The 26,639-nt window shown below is 63.1% G+C and carries 32 protein-coding genes and 1 tRNA gene; 27 read left to right on the forward strand and 6 right to left on the reverse strand.

What is annotated here, in order from left to right; genetic code table 11:
- The first annotated feature begins 31 nt into the window (after positions 1–31).
- The 8 genes from E9229_RS10160 to E9229_RS10195 all read left to right on the forward strand — a co-directional run bounded on the left by E9229_RS10160 (position 32) and on the right by E9229_RS10195 (position 8,040).
- Entirely contained in the window at positions 32–739 is a 708-nt protein-coding gene (locus tag E9229_RS10160) for a MazG nucleotide pyrophosphohydrolase domain-containing protein (protein WP_183511087.1), read from the forward strand.
- 103 nt (positions 740–842) lie between these two features.
- Positions 843–2,123, forward strand: a complete 1,281-nt coding sequence (gene eno / locus E9229_RS10165; RefSeq protein ID WP_183511088.1) for a phosphopyruvate hydratase — start codon at positions 843–845, stop codon at positions 2,121–2,123.
- 140 nt (positions 2,124–2,263) lie between these two features.
- On the forward strand, positions 2,264–3,121 hold the full coding sequence (locus E9229_RS19420) for an FtsB family cell division protein (protein ID WP_246380462.1): 858 nt from the start codon (positions 2,264–2,266) through the stop codon (positions 3,119–3,121).
- A 22-nt stretch (positions 3,122–3,143) separates the two neighbouring features.
- Positions 3,144–3,845 carry a DUF501 domain-containing protein gene (locus E9229_RS10175; protein ID WP_312855661.1) on the forward strand — a complete coding sequence of 234 codons (702 nt, stop codon included), beginning with the start codon at positions 3,144–3,146 and terminating at the stop codon, positions 3,843–3,845.
- Complete coding sequence (locus E9229_RS10180; protein WP_183511090.1) at positions 3,845–4,810, forward strand: Ppx/GppA phosphatase family protein; 966 nt, start codon at positions 3,845–3,847, stop codon at positions 4,808–4,810. The genes E9229_RS10175 and E9229_RS10180 overlap by 1 nt, the downstream gene beginning before the upstream one ends.
- Before the next feature lie 29 nt (positions 4,811–4,839).
- Complete coding sequence (locus E9229_RS10185) at positions 4,840–6,333, forward strand: S8 family serine peptidase (RefSeq protein WP_183511092.1); 1,494 nt, start codon at positions 4,840–4,842, stop codon at positions 6,331–6,333.
- Between the two features lie 77 nt (positions 6,334–6,410).
- Positions 6,411–7,784: an NAD(P)/FAD-dependent oxidoreductase gene (locus tag E9229_RS10190; RefSeq protein WP_183511093.1), complete on the forward strand. Its 1,374-nt coding sequence runs from the start codon at positions 6,411–6,413 to the stop codon at positions 7,782–7,784.
- A gap of 174 nt (positions 7,785–7,958) precedes the next feature.
- Positions 7,959–8,040: transfer RNA gene (locus tag E9229_RS10195), tRNA-Leu, on the forward strand.
- A gap of 61 nt (positions 8,041–8,101) precedes the next feature.
- On the opposite strand, the gene E9229_RS10200 is transcribed toward E9229_RS10195, so the two are convergent.
- Both E9229_RS10200 and E9229_RS10205 read right to left on the reverse strand, forming a co-directional pair.
- Positions 8,102–9,238 carry a tyrosine-type recombinase/integrase gene (locus E9229_RS10200; protein WP_183511094.1) on the reverse strand — a complete coding sequence of 379 codons (1,137 nt, stop codon included), beginning with the start codon at positions 9,236–9,238 and terminating at the stop codon, positions 8,102–8,104.
- Entirely contained in the window at positions 9,225–9,758 is a 534-nt protein-coding gene (locus E9229_RS10205; RefSeq protein ID WP_183511095.1) for a helix-turn-helix domain-containing protein, read from the reverse strand. Before E9229_RS10205 ends, E9229_RS10200 begins: the two co-directional genes overlap by 14 nt.
- A gap of 122 nt (positions 9,759–9,880) precedes the next feature.
- On the opposite strand from E9229_RS10205, the gene E9229_RS19685 reads away from it, so the two are divergent.
- The 14 genes from E9229_RS19685 (at position 9,881) to E9229_RS10275 (ending at position 17,478) form a co-directional block, all read left to right on the forward strand.
- On the forward strand, positions 9,881–10,066 hold the full coding sequence (locus E9229_RS19685) for a helix-turn-helix transcriptional regulator (protein ID WP_312855662.1): 186 nt from the start codon (positions 9,881–9,883) through the stop codon (positions 10,064–10,066).
- 39 nt (positions 10,067–10,105) lie between these two features.
- Entirely contained in the window at positions 10,106–10,408 is a 303-nt protein-coding gene (locus tag E9229_RS10215) for a hypothetical protein (RefSeq protein WP_183511097.1), read from the forward strand.
- 27 nt (positions 10,409–10,435) lie between these two features.
- A complete protein-coding gene (locus E9229_RS10220; RefSeq protein WP_183511098.1) occupies positions 10,436–10,942 on the forward strand; it encodes a hypothetical protein in 507 nt (168 codons plus the stop codon).
- Positions 10,939–11,163: a hypothetical protein gene (locus E9229_RS10225; RefSeq protein WP_183511099.1), complete on the forward strand. Its 225-nt coding sequence runs from the start codon at positions 10,939–10,941 to the stop codon at positions 11,161–11,163. Before E9229_RS10220 ends, E9229_RS10225 begins: the two co-directional genes overlap by 4 nt.
- A 113-nt stretch (positions 11,164–11,276) precedes the next feature.
- On the forward strand, positions 11,277–11,558 hold the full coding sequence (locus E9229_RS10230) for a hypothetical protein (protein ID WP_183511101.1): 282 nt from the start codon (positions 11,277–11,279) through the stop codon (positions 11,556–11,558).
- Positions 11,555–12,847, forward strand: a complete 1,293-nt coding sequence (locus E9229_RS10235; RefSeq protein WP_183511102.1) for an AAA family ATPase — start codon at positions 11,555–11,557, stop codon at positions 12,845–12,847. Before E9229_RS10230 ends, E9229_RS10235 begins: the two co-directional genes overlap by 4 nt.
- Positions 12,844–13,047 (forward strand): hypothetical protein, encoded by a 204-nt coding sequence (locus E9229_RS10240; protein ID WP_183511103.1) that lies wholly within the window; start codon positions 12,844–12,846, stop codon positions 13,045–13,047. Before E9229_RS10235 ends, E9229_RS10240 begins: the two co-directional genes overlap by 4 nt.
- 108 nt (positions 13,048–13,155) lie before the next feature.
- On the forward strand, positions 13,156–13,332 hold the full coding sequence (locus tag E9229_RS10245; protein ID WP_183511104.1) for a hypothetical protein: 177 nt from the start codon (positions 13,156–13,158) through the stop codon (positions 13,330–13,332).
- Positions 13,329–13,943 carry a GNAT family N-acetyltransferase gene (locus tag E9229_RS10250; RefSeq protein ID WP_183511105.1) on the forward strand — a complete coding sequence of 205 codons (615 nt, stop codon included), beginning with the start codon at positions 13,329–13,331 and terminating at the stop codon, positions 13,941–13,943. The genes E9229_RS10245 and E9229_RS10250 overlap by 4 nt, the downstream gene beginning before the upstream one ends.
- Positions 13,944–13,956: 13 nt before the next feature.
- A complete protein-coding gene (locus E9229_RS10255; RefSeq protein WP_183511107.1) occupies positions 13,957–14,106 on the forward strand; it encodes a hypothetical protein in 150 nt (49 codons plus the stop codon).
- Positions 14,107–14,233: 127 nt separating this feature from the next.
- Positions 14,234–14,992, forward strand: a complete 759-nt coding sequence (locus tag E9229_RS10260) for a hypothetical protein (protein ID WP_183511108.1) — start codon at positions 14,234–14,236, stop codon at positions 14,990–14,992.
- Between the two features lie 173 nt (positions 14,993–15,165).
- Positions 15,166–15,510, forward strand: a complete 345-nt coding sequence (locus E9229_RS10265) for a terminase (protein ID WP_183511109.1) — start codon at positions 15,166–15,168, stop codon at positions 15,508–15,510.
- 557 nt (positions 15,511–16,067) lie between these two features.
- Entirely contained in the window at positions 16,068–16,412 is a 345-nt protein-coding gene (locus E9229_RS10270; RefSeq protein ID WP_183511110.1) for a hypothetical protein, read from the forward strand.
- A 223-nt stretch (positions 16,413–16,635) separates the two neighbouring features.
- Positions 16,636–17,478: a hypothetical protein gene (locus E9229_RS10275; protein WP_183511111.1), complete on the forward strand. Its 843-nt coding sequence runs from the start codon at positions 16,636–16,638 to the stop codon at positions 17,476–17,478.
- Positions 17,479–17,744: 266 nt separating this feature from the next.
- Here E9229_RS10275 and E9229_RS10280 read toward each other — a convergent pair whose 3' ends face one another.
- Both E9229_RS10280 and E9229_RS10285 read right to left on the reverse strand, forming a co-directional pair.
- Positions 17,745–19,088, reverse strand: a complete 1,344-nt coding sequence (locus E9229_RS10280; RefSeq protein ID WP_183511112.1) for a hypothetical protein — start codon at positions 19,086–19,088, stop codon at positions 17,745–17,747.
- Positions 19,085–19,441 carry a PadR family transcriptional regulator gene (locus E9229_RS10285; RefSeq protein ID WP_183511113.1) on the reverse strand — a complete coding sequence of 119 codons (357 nt, stop codon included), beginning with the start codon at positions 19,439–19,441 and terminating at the stop codon, positions 19,085–19,087. Before E9229_RS10285 ends, E9229_RS10280 begins: the two co-directional genes overlap by 4 nt.
- A 186-nt stretch (positions 19,442–19,627) precedes the next feature.
- Between E9229_RS10285 and E9229_RS10290 the strand changes: the two genes are divergently transcribed.
- The 4 genes from E9229_RS10290 (at position 19,628) to ilvA (ending at position 24,064) form a co-directional block, all read left to right on the forward strand.
- Positions 19,628–20,434, forward strand: coding sequence for a Bax inhibitor-1/YccA family protein (locus tag E9229_RS10290; RefSeq protein WP_183511114.1), 807 nt, complete (start codon positions 19,628–19,630; stop codon positions 20,432–20,434).
- Between the two features lie 129 nt (positions 20,435–20,563).
- Positions 20,564–21,490 (forward strand): aldose 1-epimerase family protein, encoded by a 927-nt coding sequence (locus E9229_RS10295; protein WP_183511115.1) that lies wholly within the window; start codon positions 20,564–20,566, stop codon positions 21,488–21,490.
- Positions 21,491–21,533: 43 nt separating this feature from the next.
- On the forward strand, positions 21,534–22,760 hold the full coding sequence (locus tag E9229_RS10300) for an AI-2E family transporter (RefSeq protein WP_183511116.1): 1,227 nt from the start codon (positions 21,534–21,536) through the stop codon (positions 22,758–22,760).
- 53 nt (positions 22,761–22,813) lie between these two features.
- Positions 22,814–24,064 carry a threonine ammonia-lyase gene (gene ilvA / locus E9229_RS10305; protein ID WP_183511117.1) on the forward strand — a complete coding sequence of 417 codons (1,251 nt, stop codon included), beginning with the start codon at positions 22,814–22,816 and terminating at the stop codon, positions 24,062–24,064.
- A gap of 368 nt (positions 24,065–24,432) precedes the next feature.
- Here ilvA and greA read toward each other — a convergent pair whose 3' ends face one another.
- Both greA and E9229_RS10315 read right to left on the reverse strand, forming a co-directional pair.
- A complete protein-coding gene (gene greA / locus E9229_RS10310) occupies positions 24,433–24,927 on the reverse strand; it encodes a transcription elongation factor GreA (RefSeq protein ID WP_183511118.1) in 495 nt (164 codons plus the stop codon).
- 274 nt (positions 24,928–25,201) lie between these two features.
- Positions 25,202–25,642 (reverse strand): DUF4307 domain-containing protein, encoded by a 441-nt coding sequence (locus E9229_RS10315; protein WP_183511119.1) that lies wholly within the window; start codon positions 25,640–25,642, stop codon positions 25,202–25,204.
- Positions 25,643–25,749: 107 nt separating this feature from the next.
- On the opposite strand from E9229_RS10315, the gene mca reads away from it, so the two are divergent.
- Positions 25,750–26,625 carry a mycothiol conjugate amidase Mca gene (mca, locus tag E9229_RS10320; RefSeq protein ID WP_183511999.1) on the forward strand — a complete coding sequence of 292 codons (876 nt, stop codon included), beginning with the start codon at positions 25,750–25,752 and terminating at the stop codon, positions 26,623–26,625.
- The last annotated feature ends 14 nt before the right edge of the window (positions 26,626–26,639 follow it).

The following is a 26,639-nucleotide window of genomic DNA, read 5'->3' on the forward strand; positions in this document are numbered from 1 at the left end:
GGCGAAACTAGTTGAAGGAGAACCCCAGAAAATGAGCGCCAGCACCGACAGGCTGATCTGGATCATCGGTGCGCTGCGTGAGCACTGTGCCTGGACCCACGCGCTGACCCACCGGGACCTGATGACCTACCTCGTGGAGGAATGCTACGAACTTCTCGAAGCGGTCGAGGACCGGCATCCCGATGCCGAGCTGCGCGGGGAGCTGGGAGACGTCCTGCTCCAGGTCGTCCTGCATGCGGCGATCGCCCGCGAACGCGGGGCCTTCGACTTCGACGACGTGGCCGACACCCTGTCCGCGAAGATGATCCGCCGCAACACCCACGTCTTCACGCCCGAGGGGACGCTGCGTGGATCCTTCCCGAGCTCGACCGCCGAGATCATCGCCTCCTGGGACGCCGCCAAGGCCGCCGAGAAGGCCGGCGGGGAGGCACCATCGGCCGTCCCCGCACCGACGGCCGGGCTGCCGCGGAACCTTCCGGCACTGATGCTCGCCCAGAAGGCGCTGTCGAGGATCGACCGAGCGGCCGATGCCAGGCTGCCGGCCGGGTTGGAGCCCGCTGCCGCCGCACGCGAGCTGGGGGAACGTTCCGCCGCGGTGCTGGCCTCCGAGGAGGCGCTGGGAGATCACCTGCTGGCAGTTGCCGCCGCCGCGCGCGGCGCCGGACTGGACGCCGAGGCGGCACTGCGCGGTGCCGTGGCGCGGGCGCTGGCGGGAACACCGGGCAACCCCGCTTCATGACTTGGGCAACCCGGCCCCGGCCGCGCTAGGCTATAGGCAGGCAATGGTGCCTGCCCGCAGAGCACATCGACCCGCACATCCCCACTTGAAGGAGTACCTTCCCATGGCCTTGATCGATGCCATCCACGCCCGCGAGATCCTCGATTCCCGCGGCAATCCGACCGTCGAGGTTGAAGTTCTGCTCTCCGACGGGGCAATGGGCCGCGCCGCAGTTCCCTCCGGTGCCTCCACCGGTGCCTTCGAAGCGGCCGAGCGCCGCGACGGCGACATGTCCCGCTACCTGGGCAAGGGCGTGCTCGGTGCCGTTGAATCGGTACTCGACGAGATCCAGGATGCCCTCATCGGCATGGACGCCACCGACCAGCGCGCCATCGACTCCGAGATGATCGAGCTCGACGGCACGGCCAACAAGTCCCGCTTCGGTGCCAACGCCATCCTGGGTGTTTCGCTGGCAGTGGCCAACGCGGCGGCCGAGTCCTCGAACCTGCCGCTGTACAAGTACCTGGGTGGCCCGAACGCCCACGTACTGCCGGTTCCGCTGATGAACATCCTCAATGGCGGCTCCCACGCCGACTCGGATGTCGACATCCAGGAATTCATGATCGCCCCGATCGGCGCAACGACCTTCTCCGAGGGTTTGCGCTGGGGCGTCGAGGTCTACCACTCGCTCAAGGCGGTGCTGCAGGAAAAGAACCTGTCCACCGGCCTGGGCGACGAGGGCGGCTTCGCCCCGAACCTGCCCTCCAACCGCGCCGCATTGGAACTGATCACCGAGGCGATCACCCGCGCCGGGTACACCCCGGGCACCGATATCGCCATGGCACTGGACGTCGCCTCCTCGGAATTCTTCAATGACGGTGCCTATTCCTTCGAGGGCCAGACCCGCACCGCCCAGGAGATGAGCGACTACTACGCCCAGCTCGTGGCCGACTTCCCGCTGGTCTCCATCGAGGACCCGCTGGACGAGGACGACTGGGACGGCTGGAAGACGCTGACCGACGCCATCGGTGCCAAGGTCCAGCTGGTCGGCGATGACTTGTTCGTCACCAACCCGGAGCGCCTGGCCCGCGGCATCAAGACGGCAACGGCCAACTCGCTGCTGGTGAAGGTCAACCAGATCGGCTCGCTGACCGAGACCATGGACGCCGTGTCCATGGCCCAGCGTGCCGGTTACACCACCATCACCTCGCACCGCTCCGGCGAAACCGAGGACACCACGATCGCCGACATCTGCGTTGCAACCAACGCAGGTCAGATCAAGACCGGTGCCCCGGCCCGCTCCGAGCGCGTTGCCAAGTACAACCAGCTGCTGCGCATCGAAGAGGAACTCGGTGATGCGGCAGTGTATGCCGGCCGTGGCGCCTTCCCGCGTTTCGTTGCCTAAGCACGAAGAATAACGCGTAGTCTCGTGAGGGGAACCGTTCAACGGTTCCCCTCACTGTTCGTTTGGTGCCTCAGTGAATCGGATTTTTCAGGAGCGGCCGCCGCCGGCAGGTGAGTGGCCGGGAGAGGGGCAACAGTTCCATGGCCGAGAGACGCCCACCGATGCCGCGCAATGGCGGCCGCCCCTCTTCGGCGGCGCCGCGCAGCGGACGCTCCGCCGAGTCGACACCCGTCACGCCCCTCCCGGCGGATCCGCAGCCTGTGAACCCTCTCCAGGCACCGAAGGTCGTGGCGATGGGCGCCATTCCAGAGAACCGCCGGTCGGCATCGAACCCGGCCAGGCGCCGATCCACACCCCAGGCCCCGGCCAAGCTTCCGCTCAAGCTCAAGGCGCAGACGCCCAACACCAAGCCCAAGACCAAGACGCCGGCCAAGGCGCCGGCCAAGTTCCCTGTCCCGCCCAAAGCCCAGGCCCCGAGGCAGCGGCCGACCGCCTCCCAGCGCCGTTCCGATGACCGGACCATGCTCTCGGGCGCCATCCGTGCTCCGCACGGCAGCGAACCGGTGGAACCGAAGCTCAAGGGCAAGGCCAACACCGAGGATTCGAAACCGATTCCGGCCCGCAGCTTCTCCGGACGACTGCTCGTGCTCTCGCTGGTGCTGGCGGTATTTGCCGTGATGCTGGTGCCCACCATCGGCATCTACACGCGTCAGCGCGCCGAAATCAGCGACCTGCGCGCCTCGATCGCGGACAAGCAGGTTGAGCAACAGGAACTCAAGGACCAGATAGCCCGCTGGGACGATCCGTTGTATATCAAGCAGCAGGCCCGCGATCGCATAAACTTGGTGATGCCGGGCGAGCGCAATTACATGGTGATTGGCTCCTCGGCAACCAGCCCAGAGGCCGAACCGGTCAATGAGAGCCCCGAACAGGTCCGTACGGATCTGCCGTGGGTCGACGCACTGTGGGACACCGTCCAGCGCGCCGCCACGGATTAAAACGAACCAGGAGGACCCTGCGGTGGCCACCACGCAGCCCAAGCACCACGAAGCACTCGACGCGGCAGCCCGCGTGCCCAGCGAGTCCGACCTCGAGACGCTCAGCCGGCAGCTGAACCGCCCGGTCCGCGACGTCGTGGAGATCGGGGCCCGCTGCGTGTGCGGAAACCCGCTGGTTGCCACCACGGCGCCACGGCTGTCCTCCGGGATCCCGTTCCCGACCACGTACTACCTGACCCACCCGGTGATCACGGCCGCCGTTTCTCGGCTCGAGGCAGCCGGCGTGATGAACGAGATGAACGAGGAGCTGGGTGCCAATGCCGCATTGGCGGCAGCCTACGCCTCGGCCCACGATCACTACCTCGCCGTCCGCGACGCGATCGGGGAACGCTCCGGAACCGGCGAGGTGCCGGAAATCGCCGGCGTCTCCGCCGGCGGAATGCCCACCCGCGTCAAGTGCCTGCACGTGCTGGTCGGCCACTCGCTGGCAGCCGGACCGGGTGTGAACCCGCTCGGTGACCGTGCGCTGGCGGCCATCGCCGAATGGTGGACCCCCGAGGTCTGCCGGTGCGCAGGCGCCTGGGACACCGAGGGCGAGGCCCCGATCCGGGACCGCAGCCGCCACGTGAAGACCCAGGCCGGGGATCCGGAAACCAAGAAGCGTGAACGCGCGGCCGCTCGTGCCGCCCGCGAAGCGGCCGAGGCAGCCGGGCAGGAGGGCTGATGCCCCGCATCGCGGCAATCGACTGCGGAACCAACTCAATTCGTCTGCTCATCGCCGACGCACACCATGAGGACGCCGGCGTGGTGCTGGTGGACGTGGTGCGTGAAATGCGCATCGTGCGCCTGGGCCAGGGCGTCGACGCCACTGGCGCCTTCGCCGAGGAGGCATTGAACCGTACCTTCGCGGCCGTCGATGAATACGCGGGCATGATCGCCGGGCACGGGGCCACTGCTGTGCGTTTCGTTGCCACATCGGCCACCCGCGACGCCTCGAACCGCCAAGTCTTCATCGACGGCGTGCGGGAGCGGCTGGGCATCGAGCCCGAGGTGGTTCCCGGCACCGAAGAGGCAGCGCTGTCCTTCGCCGGGGCCGTTTCAGTTGCGCCACCGGGACCCGGAGAGACCGTATTGGTCGTTGACCTGGGTGGCGGCTCGACCGAGTTGGTTCTGGGTGATGCCGATGGAGTACTTGCCTCGATCAGCCTCGACATGGGCTGCGTGCGCCACACCGAACGCTTTCTGCGCTCGGATCCACCCACGGCCAGCGAGATCTCCGAGGCCGAGGCGGAGATCACCGCCCGTCTCGAGGAGGCCTTTGCCGTGGTCCCGGTGGAGCAGGCCGTGCGGATCATCGGCGTTGCGGGGACCATCACCACGCTGACGGCCCATGGCCTGGGACTCGAGGCGTACGACTCGGCCGCCATCCACGGTGCTGAACTTCCGCTGGAGACCATTGCCGGATCGGCCGCTGAATTGCTGGCAGCCAACCGGTCCGAGCGTTCGGCCTACGGCTTCATGCACCCGGGCCGGGTGGATGTGATCGGCGCCGGCGCCCTGATCTGGAAGGGCCTGCTCGAGCAGGTCGCCGCCCGAAGCGGTGGCAGAATCACCAGCGCGCTTACATCAGAGCACGATATTCTTGACGGCATTGCGTTGGGCCTCGTCGAGTCCCTGCCAAGCCCCTGAGCAACTACCACCGGCAGGAGACCACCCCGATGGGTAAAAAGCTGAACCGCTTGGCCGGCTTCGTGCTGTCCGCAGGACTATGCGCTGGCGGCATCCTGGGTACGGCGGCTGCCGCACATGCCGACCATGTCAGGGACGGGCAGTACTGGCTCGAGGACTACGGTATCGAGCGGGCCTGGGGGGTCAGCAAGGGCGCCGGGGTGAAGGTCGCCGTGATCGATACCGGCATCGACGATACCCACCCGGACCTGCTCGGCGTAGTGGTCGGCGGCCGGGACTTCTCCAAGGCCGGCAACGTCACCGGGACCAAGCCCGTGGGCCCGCTGCCCGAGCACGGCACGCTGGTAGCCACGCTGTTGGCTGGCCGGGGTAACAACGGCGCGGACATCGACAAGGCCGAAGCCGAGGCCGAACAGCAGCAGATCGCCTATGAGCGTGCGGTCAAGGACGCGAAGGAGAACGACGAGGAGCCTCCGCTCGAGCCGGATCCGGTGGAGATCCCGGCACCGGCGGCCGGACCCGCAGGTGTCATGGGAGTAGCTCCCGAGGCCGAGCTGCTCAGCGCCTCGCTATGGCTGGGGTCTGATAATCCGGAGGGCATGTCGGTAGAGGAACAGATTCCCCACGCGGTGCGCTGGGCCGTCGACAGCGGCGCGAAGGTCATCAACATGTCGCTCGGTTCCACCCGCCCCGAATGGCCTGTGAGTTGGGATGACGCATTCAAGTACGCGGAGGAGAAGGACGTGGTCGTGGTGGTCGCGGCGGGGAACCGGGCCGGTGGCATGGCCCAGGTCGGCGCCCCGGCGACGATTCCCGGCGTGCTGACCGTGGCCGGTGTGGACAAGGACGGCCAGGCGAGCGTCGACTCCTCGACCGAGGGAATCAGCATCGGTGTTTCGGCGCCCGCAGAACCCCTCGTGGGCGGGCTGCCCGGTGGCGGCTACGCCGACTGGTCGGGCACCTCGGGTGCTGCGCCGCTGGTGTCCGGCGTCGTCGCGTTGATCCGCTCCAAATATCCGGACATGAAGGCGCCGCAGGTGATCAACCGGGTGCTTTCCACGGCGAAGGACGCGGGCAAGCCCGGCGTTGACAACCTCTACGGACATGGGCTGCTGGACGCCTACGCGGCACTGACGGCCAATGTGCCCGAAATGGCACCCAACCCGTCGAACACCATGGCCGAATGGATCAGGGTGCACCGGCGCGAGAACACCGCACCGGAGCAGGAGTCGGCCAACCCGGCGATCCCCTCCGAAATCTCCACCGTTCCCGTGGTCGCGGCTCCCGGACCGGTGGCCCCGGTTCCAGCTAACCAGGCTCTGTCTGCCGGGATGGTGTTGGGCTTCGGCGGATTGCTGGTCCTGGTCGGAGGCGCCGGGGGCTGGAGCATTTCCAGGACCCGGAGGGCCCTTGCGCGTGAGGCCGCGGCGTCGCGCACCGTGGAAGAGGACAGCCTCGCTTCGCTGAAACTACGCGGCGATTCCGGGGCCCGGGACATCTTCGACGACCTGCCCGAGCGCTGAGCGGGGTGTGTGAAAGCACACTCCGCAGAGTTAGTGAAGATTTTCACAAAGGGTGGTTTTGTGGCTATGATGGATTCATGCCTATCACTCCCAAGCTTTCTGAGCGCCCGCGCATCCTCGTCGTCGGAGGCGGATACGTCGGCCTTTACGTCGCCATGAACCTGCAGAAAAAGGTCAAGGCCCACGGTGGCATCGTCACCGTCGTCGACCCGCTGCCGTACATGACCTACCAGCCCTTCCTGCCCGAGGTCGCCGGCGGCCAGATCGAGCCCCGCCACGTAACCGTCTCGCACCGCCAGCACCTGAAGCAGGCCGAGCTGATCACCGGCCGCGTCACGGCGATCGACCACGCCAACAAGAAGGCCGTCATTGTTCCCGCCGTGGGCGAGCCGTTCGAGCTCCCGTACCAGGATGTCGTCATGGCAGCCGGCGCGATCACACGCACCTTCCCGATCCCGGGCCTCGCCGAGCAGGGCATCGGCCTGAAGTCGATCGAGGAAGCCGTTGCACTGCGCAACAAGGTCCTCGAGCGCATCGAGTCCGCCTCGCTGATGACCGATCCGGTCGCCAAGGCACGCGCACTGACCTTCACCGTGGTCGGCGGCGGCTTCGCCGGTATCGAAACGATCACCGAGATCGAGGACATGGCCCGCGCGGCCGTCAAGAAGAACGACCGCCTCGAGCACGCGGACCTGCGCTTCGTCATGGTGGAGGCCATGGGCCGCATCATGCCCGAGGTCACCGAGGACCAGGCGCTCTGGGTTGTCGACCACATGCGCAGCCGTGGCATCGAGGTTCTGCTGAACACCTCGCTGTCCAACGCCGAGGGTGGCGTGATGCAGCTGATCAACATGGCCGACAAATCCCCGGCCGAGACCTTCGAGTCGGACACCCTGATCTGGTCCGCCGGCGTCATGGCCAACCCGATGGTTCGCTCCACCGACTTCCCGATCGAGGCCCGCGGCCGCGTGATGACCGGCACCGACCTGCGCATCACCGGTGAAGACGGAAACGCCATCGAGGGTGCCTGGGCCGCAGGCGACGTCTCGGCAGTGCCCGATGTCACCGGCGGACTGCCCGACGGCACCTGCGTGCCCAACGCGCAGCACGCGGTGCGCCAGGCCAAGCTGCTCGCGCACAACCTCTACGCGGTGCGCTACGGCGTGGGCCGTGTGAAGAACTACAAGCACAAGAACCTCGGTGCCGTCGCCGGCTTCGGTGCCAACAAGGGCGTCGCCAAGGTCATGGGCATCAAGCTCAAGGGCTGGCCGGCCTGGATGGCCCACCGCGGCTACCACGGCATGGCCATGCCGACCTTTGAGCGCAAGTTCCGCGTCATCGGTGGCTGGTTCACCGCGCTTCTCTTCCAGCGCGACACCCTGCAGATCTCCAACCTGGAGAATCCGCGCGGTCTGTTCGTGGAGTCGGCCTCGCCGAAGCCCAAGGCCTAGCCAGCGCGCCGGTGCCCCGATAGGCACGCCGGCACCGAAGGCGGTGATCGATGAAAATCGATCACCGCCTTCGGGCGTTTAATGCGGTTTCTGGAATTCTGCGGCACACCGCGGCGCCACGGGTGCGGGGGTGTGCCTCGGGGCATCCCCGATCCGGTAACCTATTAGGTGCAGGCCCCTATGGTGGAATTGGCATACACAGCAGACTTAAAATCTGCCACCGCAAGGTTTGTGGGTTCGAGTCCCACTGGGGGTACAAACGAAAAGGCTCCTACTTCCCTGTTATCACGGGGGAGTAGGAGCCTTTCGCTTTGTCCTCATGCTGTCTTTGGGCACGTTTTGGGCACACTTAGACGTGAAACCGCGTCATTCATGGCTATGGCCACGCCGTCCAAATCGTCATCGAACAGTTCTGCATACACGTCCAACGTCATTGCTGCGGAGCTGTGCCCTAGCATTTTTTGAACTGCCTTCACGTTGGCATTGGCACTCACGGCGAAGCTCGCAGCAGTGTGCCGTAGGTCGTGCGGGGTGATCCTGGGGACACCTGACTTCTTCACGGCAGATGCAAACCACGACATCTTGTCTTCCCGCATATCCGTGTAGCGAAGGTAGGTTCCCGTGGGTCCAGGGAACACTAGGTCTTCGCGGTGCTTGCCCTCGCATGCTTCGCCCAATGCGGCATCGAGGAATTCCGGGAATGGCACCGAGCGTTTTTTGTGGTTCTTCGGAGTACCCACGATGATTTCCCCCGCGACGTCGACGGCGTTTTGTTCGATCCCGAGCCGTCGACGGATCATGTTTACGTCCTGCACCCGCAGCGCGGTGGCTTCACCCCACCGCAAGCCACAGTAAGCCAGTACACGCACCAGCGCAGGGTACTTTGAAGCGTCGGCTAGATCGCGCACCTGCTCATGGCTCAGGAAGACATGGGCCTTCTTCTTCTTGCGTGGAAGATCGACGCCACGAGTCGGGTTTGCCAGCAGCCGGCGGTCCTTCACCGCATCGTCCAAGATCGCAGCCAGCACGCCGTAAGCCCGTATTACCGTAGTTGCTGATTTGGGCTTCACCGGCGGTTCTGCCTTCGGATCCCCAACGGTTAGTGTCGTTACCCACGCCTGGACCTCGCTGTAGAGGATAGACGAAATGGGTCGCTTCCCCCACGTGGGTTCGACGTAGAGCCGCCAGGCGATTTCCAGTGGTCGGAAGGATGATGCTTTCAGCTGCCGCTTACGCTCCAGCCAGTCTGGCCCGAGGTCGCGCACGATCGCTCTGGCCGCGGTTGGGTCGATGAACTCGCCGCGCTGCTTGGACACTTCCACTGTTGCAGCGAAATCCTGGGCGTCACGCTTGGTCCTGAATCCACGCTTCTTGGTGGTGGTGCGGTCCGGCTTGCGATATCGGACCATGTACCGCTTACCAGATTGGGTTACGTAGGACTCAATCGTTGCCATTATTTTCGCGATTCTCAGTTAGTAGGGAATCTAGTTCCGCCCTGTCGCCCTGCTTCGCCTTCACCTCAGCTCGTCCAAGCTCAGCTAATTGGATCGCGCCTTGTATGTATTCCTCGCTTCGCCACGACGGGGTAACGAGATGAATGTAATCAATCAATTCTCTGGCGTCGGAGGAACCGCCAAGTTTCCTGTCAGCGCGAACCCACTTCCACACTTCCTCGGCTTCATGATCACTTATCCCTGTCATTTGGACAGTCTCATCGCGGGCGTCGGTATTTGGCATTAGTAACGTCACCGGCGCAACGTTCAACGCGACAGACAGAGCGACAAGATCGTCCACGTCCACACGTCGATCTCCGTCCTCCATGCGGCGGACGGCCAGCGGAGATATCGCCCGTCCGATCGATTCAAGCTTTCTTGATACTTCGGTATACGTGAGTTTTTGGGCTTCACGCATCCGCTTTAGGTTCAAAGCCACGGTCTGCCCGCTTGGGCCAATGTCAATTTTTTGTCCAGCCATACGAAGAGTCTACATGCAAAAGATGGAGGCGCATCTCCATGTTTGACAGTTCGTCACGATGGGCATACGCTAATCACGGACCTTCTAAAGATGGAGGTGGAGATGCAAGAAATGGAGGAAACGTGGAAGACCTACTCCACAAGCCCGAGGAAGTCGCAGAGTACCTTGGCACTTCCGTTGGGGGTCTGGCGCAGATGCGCTACCGGGGCAGCGGTCCCAAGTTCGTGAAGCTCGGTAGGAAAGCAGTTCGATACCGAGATTCCGATATCAAGGAATGGCTTGAGCAGAACGTCAAGAACCAGACCTAAACCCATCGGGCCAAAGCCCGGGGAAGAGAGTGGCAGAGCATGCCAATCACCGAAGATAGCCGGTCTCTCGATATCCGAGAGATTGAGGGGTACCTCAGGCAGGACCGGGGCCACGCGAAGAAAGTGGCCAGGTATTTAGCCCGTCAGGTATTCCGAGATGAAGAAACGTCCAAGCGGGAATTGCCGTCCGGTTGGCACAGCATCCTTCATCCGCCAAAAGTCTCATTCGTTCGCCGGATGGGATGGAGCCCCTTCAAATACGGAGGCGGCACCCAGATTATCCGCACGCAAGAAAACGGCCCCGAAGTTGAATCCGCCAAGAGCCACTTCGAAGCCGTCTAACCAATTCCTTGAAAGGAACCGATTCACATGTCTAACCATACCTTCACCCCAGGCACCCGCGTATGGGTGTTCCCCGCCGGCCAAACGGGCACCGTCGCCGAAGCACCAGAAGCGGCCGACGTCATCCCCGGGTTCGTCCCCGTGGTCTTCGACGGCACCAGCAAGGCCCAGCCATGCAGCGCTGACAACCTCGCCGCACTCGCTCCTGCCGATGATATCCGCACCTATTCTGATGCGGACCTCGAAGCCGAGGCCAAGCGCCGCTGCCTGCCCGTTCCTGCCAGCCTTTCGGCCCCCGAAGCAGCGGTGAGCCCACCCATTGAACTGGTCATGCGCCGCCTGAACGCAGCAGCCAACAATTCCCCGCTGAGCTTTGCCGCCATCAGCCGCCGGGCCGGGATCCCGGCAACGACGCTGCGCAACAAGCTTGGCGGCCGCTCCGTCATGGGCATGTTGGACTACTTCAAGATCTGCCGGGCGCTCGACCTGAACGCCACCCAGACGCTCAGCACGGAAACCGAGGCCGCAAAATGAGCAAGCTGCACTACTACCTGACAGCAGACATCGAGTTCGCCCGGATCACGGACGCGGCCATAATGCCCCTGTGCGGGGACTTCGGGAAGATCAGCAAGGCATTCTGGGAAATCCTGGATACGCCGAACGCCATAGCGGATGCCAGCATTCCCCTGTGTCTCGAATGTGCCGGCCGTTTCGTCGCGATCCCCGAGCGCGCCGAACAGGACGTGTCGGCATGAAGCGCGGCATCCAGATCGCAGTACAGCAGGTATTCGGTGCCACCTGCATCTGCGGGTTCATCGTCCTGGCTCACCTTCCAACCATCATCACCGGCCCGTTCTAGGACTCGCCTATGACCCAGCAACCTGATGTTGGGCCAGACCCCCGAACCGAATACCTCGAACAGCTCCTGCGCACCGACCGGACCGCGTGGGAGCTGTTCCGCATGGGCTACGAAACGGGACTGGCCCGCAGCATCGACCACGAGCACCTATCCCGCATCATCCGGGCCATGGAACTCGAACACGAGCACAACAAATCCTTTGTGAAGTCCACAGCCGGCTTCATTGACGTACTGGCCCACCGGCAACAAGCCGGGGCCACCCCAACACATCCGAGGAGGAACGCGGCATGACAGAACCCATCACCACCAAACGCGTGTTGCTGACACCAGCCAGCCAAATCAAGACCCGCCGCCAGAAATGGTTCTGGGAACCCTTCACCGGCCACGGAGTCATCCCCCTGGGCACGGCCACCATTGCCGCCGGGAAAGGCGGGGAAGGTAAGACCACGTTCATGCTCGACCTCGCCGCGCAGGGCAGCCGAGGGGAGCTTCACGGCGACCTGCATGGACGGAAGATCGCCACGATCATCATTGGCCCGGAGGACGACTGGGACACCGTTATGGTTCCCCGGCTCAAGGCCGCCGGAGCTGATCTAGACCGCATCTTCAAGATCGACGTGGAAACGACGGTTGACGATCATGTTGCCCAGACCCGTTCCATCCGCTTCCCGCTGGACGTGGACATGATCGAACAGGCCATGCACGAGGTCGGTGCCAAGCTACTGATTGTGGATCCGGCCCCGTCGCTCATGCAGGGCGACATGAACAAGGTCCAAGACGTACGGAGCTCCTACGAACCGCTCATTGCCTTGGCGCAGCGCCACGAGCTCGCCCTGGTACTGATCAACCACTTCAACAAGGGCGGCGGATCCGTTTCCAAGGGCATGTCCGGTTCGCACGCGTGGCGGGACCTCACCCGCTCCTATCTGGCCTTCGCCACCGACGAGGAGACCGGGGAACGGATCTTCAGCCAGGACAAGAACAACTACGGCGAATCGAAAGGCTCCTACAAGTTCCTGCTCGAATCAACCGATGTCACCACCGATGACGGGGAAACCGCCAGCGTCGCCCGTGTGAACTTCCTGGGGGAAACCGACCAGACCGTCGGGGACCTGATCAACCGGGAAACGGCGACCGACCCGGACGAGCAAGACGACAGGAACGCCGCCCAAGCATTCCTGGTGGACCTGCTCCGAGGCAGGGAAGCCTGGGAGGCGCCGGCACGTGACTGCCTCAAGGCGGGGCACGCTGCCGGCTTCTCCGAGAACGAGATCAAGAACGCCCGGAAGCGATGCAAGAGCCCGCGCATCGTCTCCGAGAAAAGCGCCTTCGGGGCTGGCTGGGTGTGGCGGGCTGACTTCGCCGAAGGAGTCACCCAAAACCCCGAAGGTGTCCAAGGTGTCACATCTGAACACGTGACACCTTCGTTGACCCCTTCCGAAGAAGTCACCCAAGGTGTCATGCAAATTGAAGTGACTCCTTCGACACCTTCGACACCTTCGCACGAGTGCCCACTGCACCAGGACCCGATGAACGGTTGCTACACCTGCGACCACCACAAGGGAGGAATCGCAGCATGAGCCACCGATCAGGATTCCGCCCCCAAGCAAAACTGCGCATCCGCGACTGGCTCGACAAAGACGGCACCCGAACCCCGGGGATCGCCATCATGCACGCCGGGAAAGTCCTCGCCCACATGAGTCCCTCCGAAGCGCGGGCCATCGCGGACCAGATCCACGACTACGCAGACCAGCTCGACCACACCACAAAGAATGCCTGAACCCTACGAGGACTGTTGGTTCTGCGGTGGGTACCTCCCAAGACGTTTACGCGTCGGAGGTATCCACCTTCTTTGTTCCCACGCCTACGACGAATGGAGCACCCCACCATGAGCGGATACCGATTCACGGACCGACAACTACGCCAATGGCCACCAGCGGCCGCCGCAGCAGCCCTATGGGAACAAGCCCGGCACGCCGAGCAGCGCGTCACCTACTGGAAACGCCGCGCCGAATCCGCCGAACGCCGCATGACCGAACACCACTGCCAGGAGTACAGCAAATGAGCACCGCAGCTGGAGTAGAACCACTTCAAGTTACCGAAGCCTTGCCAGCAGAATATGAACGAATCGCTGGCATATTCAACAGATCGCTAGGGCACACAGCACATCCAGAAAGTCGGCAATCGATCCAAGATGCCGTCACGGAGAATTCAGCCTCGTTGTACGCAATTCGGGCAGGATCAGAAATCGTCGGAAGTGTTTGCCTCGAAGAAATCCTGACCGCACAAAAGACTGTGCCTTCAGGAACTGTCCTGTTGCGCTTCCTTGTAATTGACCCGTTCTACCAGCGACGAGGATTTGGCAAACGCGCCATTAATGAACTCGCGGCCCAGTTACTTCGGCTTGGAAAATCATACTTCTGCTACTCATCAACGATTGGGAATCATGGGGCGCTCAACATAGGGGCACAGTTCAACCCGCAGCAAATCAAGAGTTCCGCCCTTTGCCCAAGTTCTTGCCTCTACCTAGTTGATATCTCCACCAAGGCTTCGCCGGCCATTCGCTCTCCGAATCATCCGCTGATGCATCAACCTTGCCACACCAGCTACAGCGCGCCCCTGACCGCCGCAGACGGCACCCCCGAACCAGCACTACCCGCCACCCCGGCGGAATGAACAGGAGCACCCCATGATCCGGATAATCACCGACCAAGGCACCTACGACGTACCCGGCACCGCCAAAGACGTCGACTACGAAAAAAACCTCAAAATCATCCGCAATGGACAAGTCACCTGCGTGTTCCGCAGCTGGATCCACTGGATCGAAATCGAAGACTGAACCACGACCGAGGAAAGCGACGAGCTGCGCGACTACCCACGCGCCTTGTCCAAACCCGCCCAAAACTCATCGAAGGGATCCTTGACTACTTCAAGGCCCTCACCAACCCAGAACCAAAGGACAAAACATGTTGAACCCCCAACTCGTCGGTATCGTAATCAACTCCCTACGGGCAGCCGGAATCACCCCGCCAGAACTAGCCCCAATCCGGCCATTCCCGAAGATCCGCGCAGACACTGCGGAACTGCCAGAGCTCATCGTCTCCAGCGAATACGAAGATCCGTACGCAGATCCCAAGGTCATCGCCGTTGTATCAAAGCTCTACATTCAGTCCATCGGCCAGCTCGACCAGACACACTACCTAAATGAACTCAGGCGCCAAGCCGCGGAACTCGAATCTCACACGAAAACCATTCTCGAACAACTCCAAAATGCATTCAACGCAACCGCAAATGCGCTCGTTGCAGACGCCGACCCAATTAAGGGCGTAGAAGACCCGGCAACCATTGACCAGCGCACCGCACGACGCGACACCGCCACATCGGCACTCAACGTCACACAAGGAATCACTACCCTTGAAAACCTCATCAAGGCATGGCGCGACCTCTGGGGCGCAATTGGCAGCAACAGCTACGGCAACAACGCTGGAATGCCATTCACATTCATGAACCCCAACGCCCAGCAATGGGAAGAGTTACGACACAAGCCAACCATCTGGGAAGCCGTGCGAGCAGGCGAACCACTCACCCTCGCCGACAGCCCTGAACACGTGGGCAAGCGCTACCAGAGCATGCTCCACAACGAACAGGTAGCACTGCACGCCCTCCGGGAAAGCAAACACCCCAGCCTCTTGCCAGAAGGTGGCTACGGATCCTTCATCGTCTAACCCACGACAACGGTGAGTCGGTCGCAACAGGCCGGCTCACCCCAGGGGGAGGTCCCGGGGCACCCCTCCCTCCTAGCCCTCCGGGGCTAGACGATTTCTCTCTCCGGGGAGCTGGATTAATCAACCTATGGATTTTTCCCCCGGAATTACGGGGGTTTTGAAAGGATTTGAGCATGAATCAGCGTGTTCCCGCCAACCTAAAGGCGGGTGGAAAGAAGCTTTGGAAGGCTATTACCGACGATTTTGAGCTTGGAGAGCACGAGTTATCGGTGCTTTTGGAGGCTTCACGGACGGTTGATGCCCTCGAAGCCTTGGAGAAGATCGTTCGGTCTGATGGCGTGACGACGGTGTCGCCGCAAGGTGTGAAGGCGCACCCGGCTTTGGTGGAGGCGCGTCAGCAGCGGGTGACGCTGGCGAAGCTGGTGGCGTCGCTGCGGATCCCGTTGGAGGACGAGCAGGAGGCCGACAGGACGCCGCAGAAGCGTTCCGGCGTCCGGGCCTTGTCAGCGGTCCGATGAGGCGCAGGACAAGGCCGGTACAGGCCGAGGACGGCTCGGTGATTCCGTTGCACGTGTTGGAGTTTGTGCCGGATGATTGGCCCGGCGATGCTCGCGGCGATCCCCACGATGCCTATGCGAGGTACTGCGCGTGGGATGAAGCCCGGGCAGCTTGGGCCGCTAAATACTTGGATAGCGGTGTGGATGGCCTCCCGGCCTTCAGTGGCCATGTGCCTGATGCACCTTGGGATCCTTCAGCGATTTAGCAACTCTTCTGGGTCATTCTGGAACCACCACACAGGCAGCCCATGACCTGCTACTTCTAGCAATCTGTCGGAGTCGAGCAGCTAAAATTGAAAGATTACTCAACACCTAGAGAGGTTCATATGCGTTTCGATGACGTTTTGCAAAGATTGTCCCACAGCTCACCCGAGGATTGGCGCTATCTCCCGTGTCATGGCGGCCTGGGCCCAGCGTACGCGTTTGATTGGAAGGAATCGGAGGGCCGTTTCTCTCCCAACGTGCACCCTCACCGAGCCACGTACTCGGAAGACGTAAACCTGACCATCGCCTGGGGAATGGAACTGCAGGAAGATGAATCGTTTGCTTGGCTTGGTGAGGGCATTCCGTCGCCAATCAAGGGCAAAGACACAACCGCCGATTTTGAGTGCATCGACGTATTTTGGGCTGGTGCTCTCATTGCTCGCCGTCACTACTACTCGGTTTCCAGTGAGCCTGTCTGGATTCCCGCATTTGAATATTCAGGCGAGGAACGAGTCGTTTTGGAATCTCACGTTCGGTTCCTTGAGGTAGTTAGTCACCTCGAATCCGGCGATCCAATGAACAAGGTTTACACGACGCGTTCAGCCTTGGAGAAGGTTGGAGTTCGCGTGGTTGACGACATGAAGGTGCAGATCTTCTGAATCGTTTGTGGTAAGGCCCCCAGAAGCTCACCCGAGCCCCTGGGGGCCTTACGCGGTTAAGGCGAAAGAATCCCCATCCGGCTGGAAAGCCAAATGGGGATTATTTCTTTACATTCATATTGAGATTTACCGCGGACGAACCTGCAATAACTCTCGAAACCCTTTAGTGGAGCAAACCGCGTGGGCCTCCGGGACTATGGATATGACCATATATGATGCTGGGGTGATTGAGCAACCTGACGGACCACAAAGTTTCTTCTTCCATTCTGCCATCCCCTCGGCGCGAATGAAGAGGTTTCGTTCCGCTTGTGATGGTCGGCAAACGGAATCAATCGAACTTTATGTCCTGGACTCGCAATTGTCCTCACATATGTATTCACTGTGTCGAGTCCTGGAAGTTGCACTCAGGGAGGCTGTTCACCGCCAGATGTCAGCCCGGCACGGGGTGCGGTGGTTTGATCTCGAAGATGGAACTTTCGACGACTACTTCATAAAATATGTGCAAGAAGCTCATGACGAGTTCGCCCGCCGTAGGGGGTGGAGCGGCCGTCGTAGAGGGCAGGTGAGCCCTGATGACCTCGTTGCCGAACTTCGTATGGGTGCCTGGAAAAACCTTTTGGGTAAGGGCGGCTATGCATCCGGCGTATCAGTGAAGTATGCAGATACTTTGTGGTCCGGGGATAGTGGCCTTGGTGGGGTGTTCAAAGCAAGGGACGCTATGACTGAACCGCCGAGCTTCGAGCAAGTTTCCGCGTTGGTTCAACGATTTGTGGCTGCGCGCAACCGGATTAGCCACTGTGAACCAGTTGTTTTTGGGTTCCCACAACCAAAGAAGACCAAAAGCGGTAAATTGCAACGCAGAACGGCCGCCGGGCTAATCGCTGACATGCGCCTCTTGTACTCGTTTATTCATCCCGAATTGGAAGACTGGATCTTCAGCCAGGAAGCAACCAACACGTTGTTAAGAAAGCCGCTCCTATTGCAAGTTGAGAACTACCTCAAGCAACAGGAAAACGTGCACATTAGCGGGGCAAATCACAAGCCGCAACTGAACCTGGACGGATGAGAGCTGGCACAAACTACTGGCTCGTATCAGTAGCCCTCCGACCAAGGGCGCTCGTGATTGGCAGTGCGCTGGGGTCGGCTTGGGCACACATTGGGCACACCTTGCTGAGATTTTGTGTGAAATGCTGTGATTATGCGTTGTCTATTTCCCCTAGATTCTGGGGATTTCTTGGCATGTAGCGGGTATGCAAAGAATTCGAGTCCCACTGGGGGTACGTGAAGGCCGGCCTGGAGCTCCCGAAGAAGGGTTCTCCGGGCCGATCTGTTTCATGCCCGGAGCAAGACCGGCTGGGGTGCCGTATTCCTGCGAAGCCAGACCAATGTCGCGATGCCAAGCAGGGGCGCGGCGAATGCCCCGGCCGTGGAAACCAGCAGACCCGGGAACACCGCATACCCGCCGCCGAAGGCGCAGGCCAGCAGCAACCGGTTTCCGGGGACTCCAATCCCGGCCACGAATGCCGTCCGAGCCGCGGCGCATGCGCCGATTCCCACGGATGCCAGCAGCAGACTCCATTGCCCGGCGTCACCGAGCGGCAACCCGGATGCCGCCGCGGCAACGACAAGTGCCGCAGCAGCGGCACATGCCGGAGATGCCGCAAGGCGGCCGGAAACGCCGCGGCGGGATTCGAGGAACCGGCCGGCGGTGAGCACCAGTGGCAGCGGTGCCAACAACCCCAGTGCCATGCCCTGGCGCATGGTTTCGGTGGAATCGGCTCCCGAGTCGAACCACAGGCTCCCGGTGAGGGCGTAGGCGACCGCCAGCAGTCCTACTGCCGTGCCGATCCATGCGGCACCCGCCATCCGGGCCTTTTCCCACGGGGCCGCGGGGCGCGGCGTCACCACTGCGGGCAGCGGGATGTGTATCTGTGCATCAGGTGCGTTCCCGGGAGTCCGCTTGACCAGCAACACGAGGATCAGCAATGTCAGCGCGATTCCCGCGCTGCCGAAGGGCATCAGCGGCACATACGACGGAATCGGAGCGATCACGGCTCCGCAGGCTGTGGCAATCAGCAGGCGTGGGATCCGCCGCATGCCGGTGCGGCGCAGTACCGCGGACAAGACCAAGGCACAGGCGGAGGTGCCGAAGGCCCACGCTGCCAGGAAGAGGGGGACGAAGGCCTCGGCCAGCGGCGAGTACGGAATGCCCTGGTCGGCCTGTTCGAACCCGATGGACCAGGACAGGGCGGCGAGTGAGCTCAGCAGCCACGCCGGAAGTGCCAGGGCCGCCCCGGCAAGTGCGCGCAGGTGCGGGACGATGTCCAGCTCGCGCAAGATCCCGGCCACCGCGAGCGAAAGCAGGAAGGGGGCCAATGATATCGACAGGAAGTAGGGAAGCGCTTCGGCTTCGATGGTCGGATCGAGGTACAGCAGCGATCCGGTCACGGAGAGTGCCAGTGCTACCAGGGACAAGACCAGCGCCGAACGCCGGTTGAGGCGTTCACCCAGGCCATGGCCTAGCAGCGAAGCGAGCTCCCAAACGGCGGGCTTATCGCTGGCGCGTTCCTCGGCCGCATCCAGCAGGGTTCCAAGCATGACCTCGCCGTTTTTCCGGCGCCATGAACGTGGATAGGCCAGCATGGCCCGACGGTAGGAGCGTTCCAGGGGGCTCATGCGGTGGCCTGGCCGGCCGGGCGGAAGGCCGGTCCAAGCCGGGCGGCTGCAAGCCGTTCGCCGGCCACCCGGGCCCTCGCCTCCAGCCGGGCGACTTCCCGGACGAGCGCCAGGGCGCCGGCGTCGGTCAGTCTGAAGTAGCGCCGGGAGCGGCCCTTGACGATTTCCTCCCCGTCGGGTTTCACGAGCCCGGCACGGTCCAACCGCTCAAGGGCGGCGTAGAGGGTGGTCACCTTCAGGGTGCTGCCGTTGCCGGAGGCCTCGATCTGTTGCATGATCCCGTAACCGTGTCGACGCTCACCGGCCAGGGCGGTCAATATCCAAAATGTCGTTTCGCTCAGCGGCTCTTCCATGAAACGAGCATACTCCACTGAGTGGAGTATGTTTCCGGTGAAGGACGCACGCTTGCCGCGGCAGGGCATCCGCGGTCGGCCTAGGTGAGGTCAGCCAAATAATCCACGTCATCCGGGATTTATTTGGAAGCGCCGTTCGTTACCACCACGTAGGCTATTAACTAACCACCTACCAAGGAGAATCACATGGCACTGGGCGGAAACCCGGTCTTCAATTCGAAGTCCTACCGTGAACAGACGGGTCCGAACGCAGCGACCGCAACATTCCACGCGCAGCCGAACCTGAGCGCGCAGGAACTTCAAGACCTCTACACCAAGCCGTCCGCCGGACCGCAGCAGACCGGTCGGATGACCTACGCCAGCGTCATCAACAAGACGATGGCCACTTTCGCCGTGCTGCTCATCGGCGCGGTCATCGGCTGGCAGGCGCCTGGGCTGATGATCGTCGGGGCCATCGTGGGCCTGGTCCTGGGCCTCGTGAACTCCTTCAAGAAGCAGCCATCGCCGATCCTGATCCTGCTTTACGCGGGCTTCGAGGGCCTGTTCGTCGGCGGGCTCTCCGGCTACCTTGAAGCACAGTACCCGGGCATCGCCGGCCAGGCAGTACTCGCTACGCTCTCGGTCTTCGCCGTGGTGCTGGTGCTGTACCGCTCGGGCAAGTACCGCGCCACCCCTAAGATGACCAAGATGTTCATGGCGGCCATGATCGGCTATGTGCTGTTCTCGCTGCTGAACTTCGTGCTGATGATCACCGGCGTGGCCGGCGGCCAGTTCGGCATGCGCAGCGGGTTGTTGGGCATCGGCATCGGCATCCTCGCCGTGCTGCTGGCCACCTACGCCCTCGTCCTCGACTTCACCTCGATCTCCGAGGGTGTGCGCAACGGCGCACCGGAGAAGTTCTCCTGGACCGCCGCCTTCGGCCTGACCGTCACCATGGTTTGGCTTTACATCGAAATCCTGCGGATCCTGGCGATCTTGCGCGGCGACGACTAAGAAGCGTCTGCCTTTGAGCGCCGAAGGCGGCACCCGCAACGGGTGCCGCCTTCGGCGTATCCGGGCGCGTATCGTCACACACCGTCCACGCATTGCCCATCGGTGAGCCACCCGGGCTACCGTGGATGCATGGAAGCCCAGCTGCGTGGTTCCGGTCACGCCACCGGATCGCAATTCAGGATCAGCTCCGGCGGCGCGGAAGCCGTCATTACCGAGCTGGCGGCGGCCCTGCGGATCTACCGGCGCCATGGCATCGACCTGGCACAGCCCTTTGGCGTGGAGTCCGCTCCGCCCGGAGCCTCCGGCATCCTGCTGGCCCCTTGGCCGAACCGGGTGGCCGACGGGCGTTGGATGCTCGATGGCGCCGTCCAGCAACTGGATATCACCGAGCGGGCCCGTGGTCACGCCAGTCACGGGTTGCTGCGCAATACCGGATACGCCTGCGTCGCGCAGGAATCCGACTTTGTGACATTGCGCGCGGAGATCTTTCCGCAACATGGCTACCCGCTGCGCCTGACCCACGAGGCGACCTATCGCCTCGATGCCGACGGGCACCTTGAAGTGCGCCAGTCGCTGCACAACCGCGGGCCGCGGAGGGCTCCGGTCGCCCTCGGCGCCCACCCGTATCTCTGCCTCGGCGATCTCCCGAGCGGGGAGCTCGTGCTTCGGCTGGCCGCCGAGACCTGGCTGGAAGCCGATGACCGGCTCATTCCAATAAGGGCCCGACCGGTAGCGGGCGACACCGATTTCCGTGCCGGGTCCAGGGTGGGGGACCACCGCATCGACCGTACCTACACCGGGCTGAGTGCCGTGGAAAACGGGCGTTTCGAGCACGCGCTCGAGGCCCGGGACGGGCGCAGCGTGGTGCTGTGGGCCGATGCCGCGTTCCCCTATGTCCACGTGTTCATCACCGAGGTCATGCCGGGGCGCGAGGTCTCCATCACGGTGGAACCCATGACAGCTCCGGCCAACGCATTGAACAGCGGAGAAGGCCTAATCTGGCTGGAACCCGGCGCCCGGCTCAGTGGAAACTGGGGGATTAGGTCATGTCTCTAGGTAACAAGGCAAATTGCTCGGTATTTTGTGAAAGTATGATCAGATGAAGCACCTATTTTCTCGATCACCGGGCACCCAGGTGGGCCCGGCCGGTCCTGAAGCCACCCCGAACGCCACGCCGTCCGTCCACCCGGGCAGCGACATGCCCTACGCGGTGCGCATAGCAGCCGACTGGGCCTGGCGGGTTGCCATCATCATCGGTGCCCTCGGGATTGTCATCTGGCTGCTTTCCCAGATTTCGCTGCTGCTGATCCCACTGATGATAGCGGCGCTGCTCTCGGGGTTGTTGGGTCCCGTCGTGATGCTCCTCCGCCGGACCGGCATCCCCAATGGCCTGGCCACCGGCATCACCATCCTGGCGTTTCTGGGCCTCATCGTCACTGCGCTCTCCGTGGTCGGCCAGCGCCTGGCCGTCGGGCTGACCAGCCTGTGGGCCCAGGCCCTGACCGGCATCTCACAAATCCAGCAATGGCTGGCCGAGGGCCCGCTGAAGATCAGCAACGAGGATCTTGACGCCTTCCTCGAAAACGCGCTGAACCAGCTGAAGAACAACAGCTCGGGGCTGGTCTCCGGGGCGTTGTCCTGGGGAACCACCGTCGGGCATCTGCTGACCGGCGTGTTGCTGGTGCTTTTCTCGCTGATCTTCTTCCTGCTCGATGGCCGACGCATTGGGATGTTCCTGGTCAGGTTGCTGCCGCGCCGGGCCCGCCCCGCTGCGGAGGGCGCCGGACGCAAGGGTTGGTCCAGCATGGTCAGCTATGTGCGTGTGCAGTTGTTCGTGGCATTCATCGATGCGGTGGGCATCGGCATCGGTGCCTTCATCCTGGGAGTGCCGCTGGCCATGCCGCTGGGGGTGCTGGTCTTCATCGGCTCCTTCATACCGATCCTCGGCGCGCTGGTCACCGGTGCCGTGGCGGTGCTGCTGGCGCTGGTCGCCAACGGTTGGCTGAACGCGCTGTTCATGCTGGCCATCGTGCTGCTGGTCCAACAGGCCGAATCCCATATCCTGCAGCCGATGGTCATGGGCAAGGCAGTGTCGCTGCACCCGCTGGCGGTGGTCATCACGGTCACCGCCGGAACGATGATCGCCGGCATAGCCGGGGCCCTGTTTGCCGTGCCGATCATGGCGGTGCTGAACACGGTGGTCAAATACATAGCCGCCCGCGGCTGGGACAACGACCCCAGCCTGATTCATGCCGACCCGCCACCATTGAGGGCCCCCTCCGCACCAGCGGACCTCGACGGCGAAATCCGCCCGATGGCGAACTAAGCCCCTTCCCCTCCCACCTCAAACTCCACTCCCGAACCGAGAAAGTCATCCCCATGCTCCAGCAGACCAAGTTGCCCGTCAGCCTTGCCGACATCGAAGCCGCCCGCAAGCTGCTGGACGGGGTCATTGCCCGCACGCCGGTGGAGCATTCCCGTGCGCTGTCCCTTGTCGTCGGCTCCGAGGTGTTCCTCAAGTGCGAGAACCTGCAGCGGGCGGGTTCATTCAAGGTGCGCGGGGCATACGTGCGCATGGCCAAGCTCTCGGACGAGGAGCGGGCCCGCGGTGTCGTCGCGGCATCGGCCGGCAACCATGCCCAGGGCGTGGCCCAGGCCGCGCGGCGGCTGGGGATCAAGGCGCGCATCTACATGCCGTTGGGCGTGGCGCTGCCGAAGCTGACAGCGACCCGGGACCACGGGGCTGAGGTCATCCTGCACGGACACAACGTGGACGAGGCCCTCGCAGAGGCCCAGCGCTTCGCCGATTCCAGCGGTGCCGTTTTTGTGCATCCCTTCGACAACGCCGACATCATCGCCGGGCAGGGGACCATCGGCCTCGAGATCCTCGAACAGCTACCGGACGTCGACACGGTACTCATGGGCGTGGGTGGCGGCGGACTGCTGGCCGGTGTCGCGGTGGCGATCAAGACCCGGGCGGCCGAGCTGGGCCGCGACATCAAGGTGATCGGTGTCCAGGCCGAAAACGCGGCGGCCTACCCTCCCTCGCTGGCGGCCGATGCCCTGGTCCCGCTGGATACGGTGCGGACCATCGCCGATGGCATCGCCGTGGGCCGTCCCGGCCAGCTGCCGTTCGCGATCATCAAGGAGCTGGTCGATGACGTGGTCACGGTGTCCGAAGACGCGTTGGCCCGGGCGCTTGTGTTCCTGCTGGAGCGTTCGAAGCTGGTGGTGGAACCCGCCGGCGCGGTGGGTGTTGCCGCGCTGCTCGAGGGCAAACTGCAGGAACTGGGCCTGAACCCGGCCAAGACGGCGGTGATCCTCTCCGGCGGAAACATCGACCCGTTGCTGATGCTCAAGGTGATCCAGCGCGGCCTCTCCGCCGCCGGACGCTACCTGACAGTGCGGATGATGCTTGATGACCGCCCGGGCGAGCTGGCCACCATCTCGCGGGTCATCGCCGAATCGGACGCCAACGTCACCCGGCTGGACCACACCCGGGTCGGCGGTTCGTTGAGCATGGGCGACGTGGCGATCACCATCGACATGGAAACCAAGGGACACGAGCACTCCGAGCTGGTGCTGAACAACCTGCGTGCCGAGGGGTTCCAGCCGCTGATCATGCAGTAACACCGGAGGGAACTGCCACCGGGGAACCCCTACGCGATGACCAGGCTTTCGGGACCGGCCTTCGTCTGCGTCCGGGCGTCAGCCTGCGAGATGCACTCCATGGACCTGGTCGACCGGATGGCCGGTGTGGTCGCGGATCCCTCTGATGGCCAGGTCGGGGCATGGGCTGCCTGCAGATCCGCGGCGGAGATCCATGAACTAGGCCATGACGCTGCTTCTTCCGTGCCGGTGAACGCCACAAGTCTGCAGGCCTCCGCCCCCTCCTGGAGCCGGCCACTGCCGGGGATCCGGCAGTTAAGCGCCGAGCGGCCGCCCCTCCCCGCAAAAACCGGGATGGGGCGGCCGCTCGGGAACGCCTAGTGCCGGGGTTAAGCGGCGTACGGCTTACAGGAAACGATCTCGACGATGATCTCGCGGCCGTTGGGTGCCGTATAGCTGATCTTGTCTCCGGCCTTCTTGCCGTGCACGGCGGAACCGATCGGAGACTTCTCGCTGTAGACCTCGAGGTCCGAATCGCCGGCCACCTCGCGGCTGCCGAACAGGAAGGTGGTCGGATCGCCGGCGATGACAGCCTGAACCAGCATGCCCGGTTCGACGATGCCATCGTCGGCCGGGGACTCGCCGACGTGGGCGCGGCGCAGCAAGTCCTTGAGATAGGTGATACGGGCTTCTGCTTTGCCCTGTTCCTCCTTGGCAGCGTGGTAGCCGCCGTTCTCCTTCAGGTCACCCTCGGAGCGGGCCTGCTCAATGCGGTCCACAATCTCCGAACGGCCCTCACCGGAAAGGTGGTCCAATTCGGCGTTGAGGCGGTCAAAGGCCTCCTGGGTGAGCCAGACAACGGGTTCGCTGTTCGTGGTAGTCACGTGCTTCTCCTTGTGGTGACGGGGCCGGCGCCCAAATCGGGTGCCGGCCGCCTAAACGGTCTTTGCCTTGAAGGGATCGATATCCCTTTGCATGCAAAGACCCCGCGCGGCTTGATGGTGAACCTCAGTCCATCACCAAAAATCCGGCGGGGTGGATCGTATTAGATTGATTTTAGCCATAGAAGTGCGGTTCCCCAACAACATTGGATCCGTTTGATCAAATGTTGCCGCAAACGATACCCCGACCGCGGGGAATCCCGAGGGTTTGCCGTGCCTAGTGGATGACTTTGCAGGACTCGATGCCGCCGGTCGTGCCCAGCGATTCGGTGCGCAGGTCCACCGTGCTGTGGATGGTCACTTTTCCAGTTCCCTGCGAGGGGCCCAACGTCAGTGTCTTGAACCCCACGATGGCCTTGGCCTCGTTGAGTACCCGGACGGCGCACTGCACGTCGGCCTCGGCGTCCTTGGTCACTTCGACGACGACGACGGCCGAGGTGCTGGACGGGATTTCAAAAGAGACGTCGGTGAAGGAGACCTTCTTTGCATTGGCCGTGGACATCCACAAGACGACGACCAAGGCCAGGGCCAGTGCGGCGATGACCATGACTTTTTTCGTCTGGCGGGAAAGCTTGCGCTTGGGTGTGCCGTATCGATTGGCTACGCTGGACACAGGCGCTTCTCCGTTGGTCATGGGCGTCGGATCTGGGGAAAACATCCCCTCCATTCTAAGCCTTGGTTCGGCGACACCGGACCGGCGCTATCTCAAGCAGGAGCCCACCCGTGGAAGAACCACGCATCGTCCCCATCCCGCCCTCCTCCGGCATGCGCCTGCTGGCCGTCCACGCCCACCCCGACGACGAGTCGAGTAAAGGTGCGGCCATGATGGCCGCCTACTCGGCCGCAGGTGCGCAGGTGATCGTTGCCACATGCACGGGTGGTGAATTGGGTGACATTCTCAACGCCGCCGTCGGCGAACTGGCCCACGCCCATCGGGACCTGGCCGGGGTCCGCCGGGGTGAAATGGCGGAAGCCGCCGATATCCTCGGCGTGGAACACCGCTGGCTGGGCTTCGTCGACTCGGGCCTGCCTGAAGGGGACCCGCTGCCCGCCTTGGATCCGCTCTGCTTTGCCCTGCAGCCACTGGAATCGGCGACGGCACCGCTGGTGAAGCTCATCCGTGAATTCCGCCCGCAGGTGCTGATCTCCTACGACGAGAACGGCGGCTATCCGCACCCGGACCACATCATGTCGCACAAGATCACGGTGGAGGCCTACAAGGCAGCGGCCGACCCGGCCCGCTACCCGGAGCTCGGCGAGCCCTGGAGCGTGTCCAAGCTCTACTACGATCGCGCGTTCAACCCCGAGCGCTTCCGCACGCTGCACTACGGCATGGTCGAGTCGGGCATCGAGTCGCCCTACGCGGAGCGCGTCGCGGAGTGGGAGGCGAAGCCCGACGCCGAGTTCTTCGGCTGGGTCAGCCCGCACGAGACCACCACCCAGGTCGCCTGCTTCGAGTACTTCGAGCACCGCGACCGGGCGCTGCTGGCCCACCGCACGCAGATCGATCCGACCGGCTTCTTCTTCGCTGTTCCCTCGGATGTCTACGCCCGTTACTGGCCGTGGGAGGACTACAGCCTGATCGACTCGAAGGTGCCCACCTCGCTGCCAGAAGACGACCTGTTCGCCGGGCTAAGATAGGTAGTGTCGGCAGC

The organism is Paeniglutamicibacter cryotolerans (genome assembly GCF_014190875.1).
GTDB lineage: Bacteria > Actinomycetota > Actinomycetes > Actinomycetales > Micrococcaceae > Paeniglutamicibacter > Paeniglutamicibacter cryotolerans.

What these genes read in the sequence shown, in the direction of transcription:
- E9229_RS10160 (WP_183511087.1), top strand. Translation starts at nt 32, where the DNA reads ATGAGCGCCAGCACCGACAGGCTGATCTGGATCATCGGTGCGCTGCGT.
- eno (WP_183511088.1), top strand. Translation starts at nt 843, where the DNA reads ATGGCCTTGATCGATGCCATCCACGCCCGCGAGATCCTCGATTCCCGC.
- E9229_RS19420 (WP_246380462.1), top strand. Translation starts at nt 2,264, where the DNA reads ATGGCCGAGAGACGCCCACCGATGCCGCGCAATGGCGGCCGCCCCTCT.
- E9229_RS10180 (WP_183511090.1), top strand. Translation starts at nt 3,845, where the DNA reads ATGCCCCGCATCGCGGCAATCGACTGCGGAACCAACTCAATTCGTCTG.
- E9229_RS10185 (WP_183511092.1), top strand. Translation starts at nt 4,840, where the DNA reads ATGGGTAAAAAGCTGAACCGCTTGGCCGGCTTCGTGCTGTCCGCAGGA.
- E9229_RS10190 (WP_183511093.1), top strand. Translation starts at nt 6,411, where the DNA reads ATGCCTATCACTCCCAAGCTTTCTGAGCGCCCGCGCATCCTCGTCGTC.
- E9229_RS10200 (WP_183511094.1), bottom strand. Translation starts at nt 9,238, where the DNA reads ATGGCAACGATTGAGTCCTACGTAACCCAATCTGGTAAGCGGTACATG.
- E9229_RS10205 (WP_183511095.1), bottom strand. Translation starts at nt 9,758, where the DNA reads ATGGCTGGACAAAAAATTGACATTGGCCCAAGCGGGCAGACCGTGGCT.
- E9229_RS10215 (WP_183511097.1), top strand. Translation starts at nt 10,106, where the DNA reads ATGCCAATCACCGAAGATAGCCGGTCTCTCGATATCCGAGAGATTGAG.
- E9229_RS10220 (WP_183511098.1), top strand. Translation starts at nt 10,436, where the DNA reads ATGTCTAACCATACCTTCACCCCAGGCACCCGCGTATGGGTGTTCCCC.
- E9229_RS10225 (WP_183511099.1), top strand. Translation starts at nt 10,939, where the DNA reads ATGAGCAAGCTGCACTACTACCTGACAGCAGACATCGAGTTCGCCCGG.
- E9229_RS10230 (WP_183511101.1), top strand. Translation starts at nt 11,277, where the DNA reads ATGACCCAGCAACCTGATGTTGGGCCAGACCCCCGAACCGAATACCTC.
- E9229_RS10235 (WP_183511102.1), top strand. Translation starts at nt 11,555, where the DNA reads ATGACAGAACCCATCACCACCAAACGCGTGTTGCTGACACCAGCCAGC.
- E9229_RS10240 (WP_183511103.1), top strand. Translation starts at nt 12,844, where the DNA reads ATGAGCCACCGATCAGGATTCCGCCCCCAAGCAAAACTGCGCATCCGC.
- E9229_RS10245 (WP_183511104.1), top strand. Translation starts at nt 13,156, where the DNA reads ATGAGCGGATACCGATTCACGGACCGACAACTACGCCAATGGCCACCA.
- E9229_RS10250 (WP_183511105.1), top strand. Translation starts at nt 13,329, where the DNA reads ATGAGCACCGCAGCTGGAGTAGAACCACTTCAAGTTACCGAAGCCTTG.
- E9229_RS10255 (WP_183511107.1), top strand. Translation starts at nt 13,957, where the DNA reads ATGATCCGGATAATCACCGACCAAGGCACCTACGACGTACCCGGCACC.
- E9229_RS10260 (WP_183511108.1), top strand. Translation starts at nt 14,234, where the DNA reads ATGTTGAACCCCCAACTCGTCGGTATCGTAATCAACTCCCTACGGGCA.
- E9229_RS10265 (WP_183511109.1), top strand. Translation starts at nt 15,166, where the DNA reads ATGAATCAGCGTGTTCCCGCCAACCTAAAGGCGGGTGGAAAGAAGCTT.
- E9229_RS10270 (WP_183511110.1), top strand. Translation starts at nt 16,068, where the DNA reads ATGGAACTGCAGGAAGATGAATCGTTTGCTTGGCTTGGTGAGGGCATT.
- E9229_RS10280 (WP_183511112.1), bottom strand. Translation starts at nt 19,088, where the DNA reads ATGAGCCCCCTGGAACGCTCCTACCGTCGGGCCATGCTGGCCTATCCA.
- E9229_RS10285 (WP_183511113.1), bottom strand. Translation starts at nt 19,441, where the DNA reads ATGGAAGAGCCGCTGAGCGAAACGACATTTTGGATATTGACCGCCCTG.
- E9229_RS10290 (WP_183511114.1), top strand. Translation starts at nt 19,628, where the DNA reads ATGGCACTGGGCGGAAACCCGGTCTTCAATTCGAAGTCCTACCGTGAA.
- E9229_RS10295 (WP_183511115.1), top strand. Translation starts at nt 20,564, where the DNA reads ATGGAAGCCCAGCTGCGTGGTTCCGGTCACGCCACCGGATCGCAATTC.
- E9229_RS10300 (WP_183511116.1), top strand. Translation starts at nt 21,534, where the DNA reads ATGAAGCACCTATTTTCTCGATCACCGGGCACCCAGGTGGGCCCGGCC.
- ilvA (WP_183511117.1), top strand. Translation starts at nt 22,814, where the DNA reads ATGCTCCAGCAGACCAAGTTGCCCGTCAGCCTTGCCGACATCGAAGCC.
- E9229_RS10315 (WP_183511119.1), bottom strand. Translation starts at nt 25,642, where the DNA reads ATGTTTTCCCCAGATCCGACGCCCATGACCAACGGAGAAGCGCCTGTG.
- mca (WP_183511999.1), top strand. Translation starts at nt 25,750, where the DNA reads ATGCGCCTGCTGGCCGTCCACGCCCACCCCGACGACGAGTCGAGTAAA.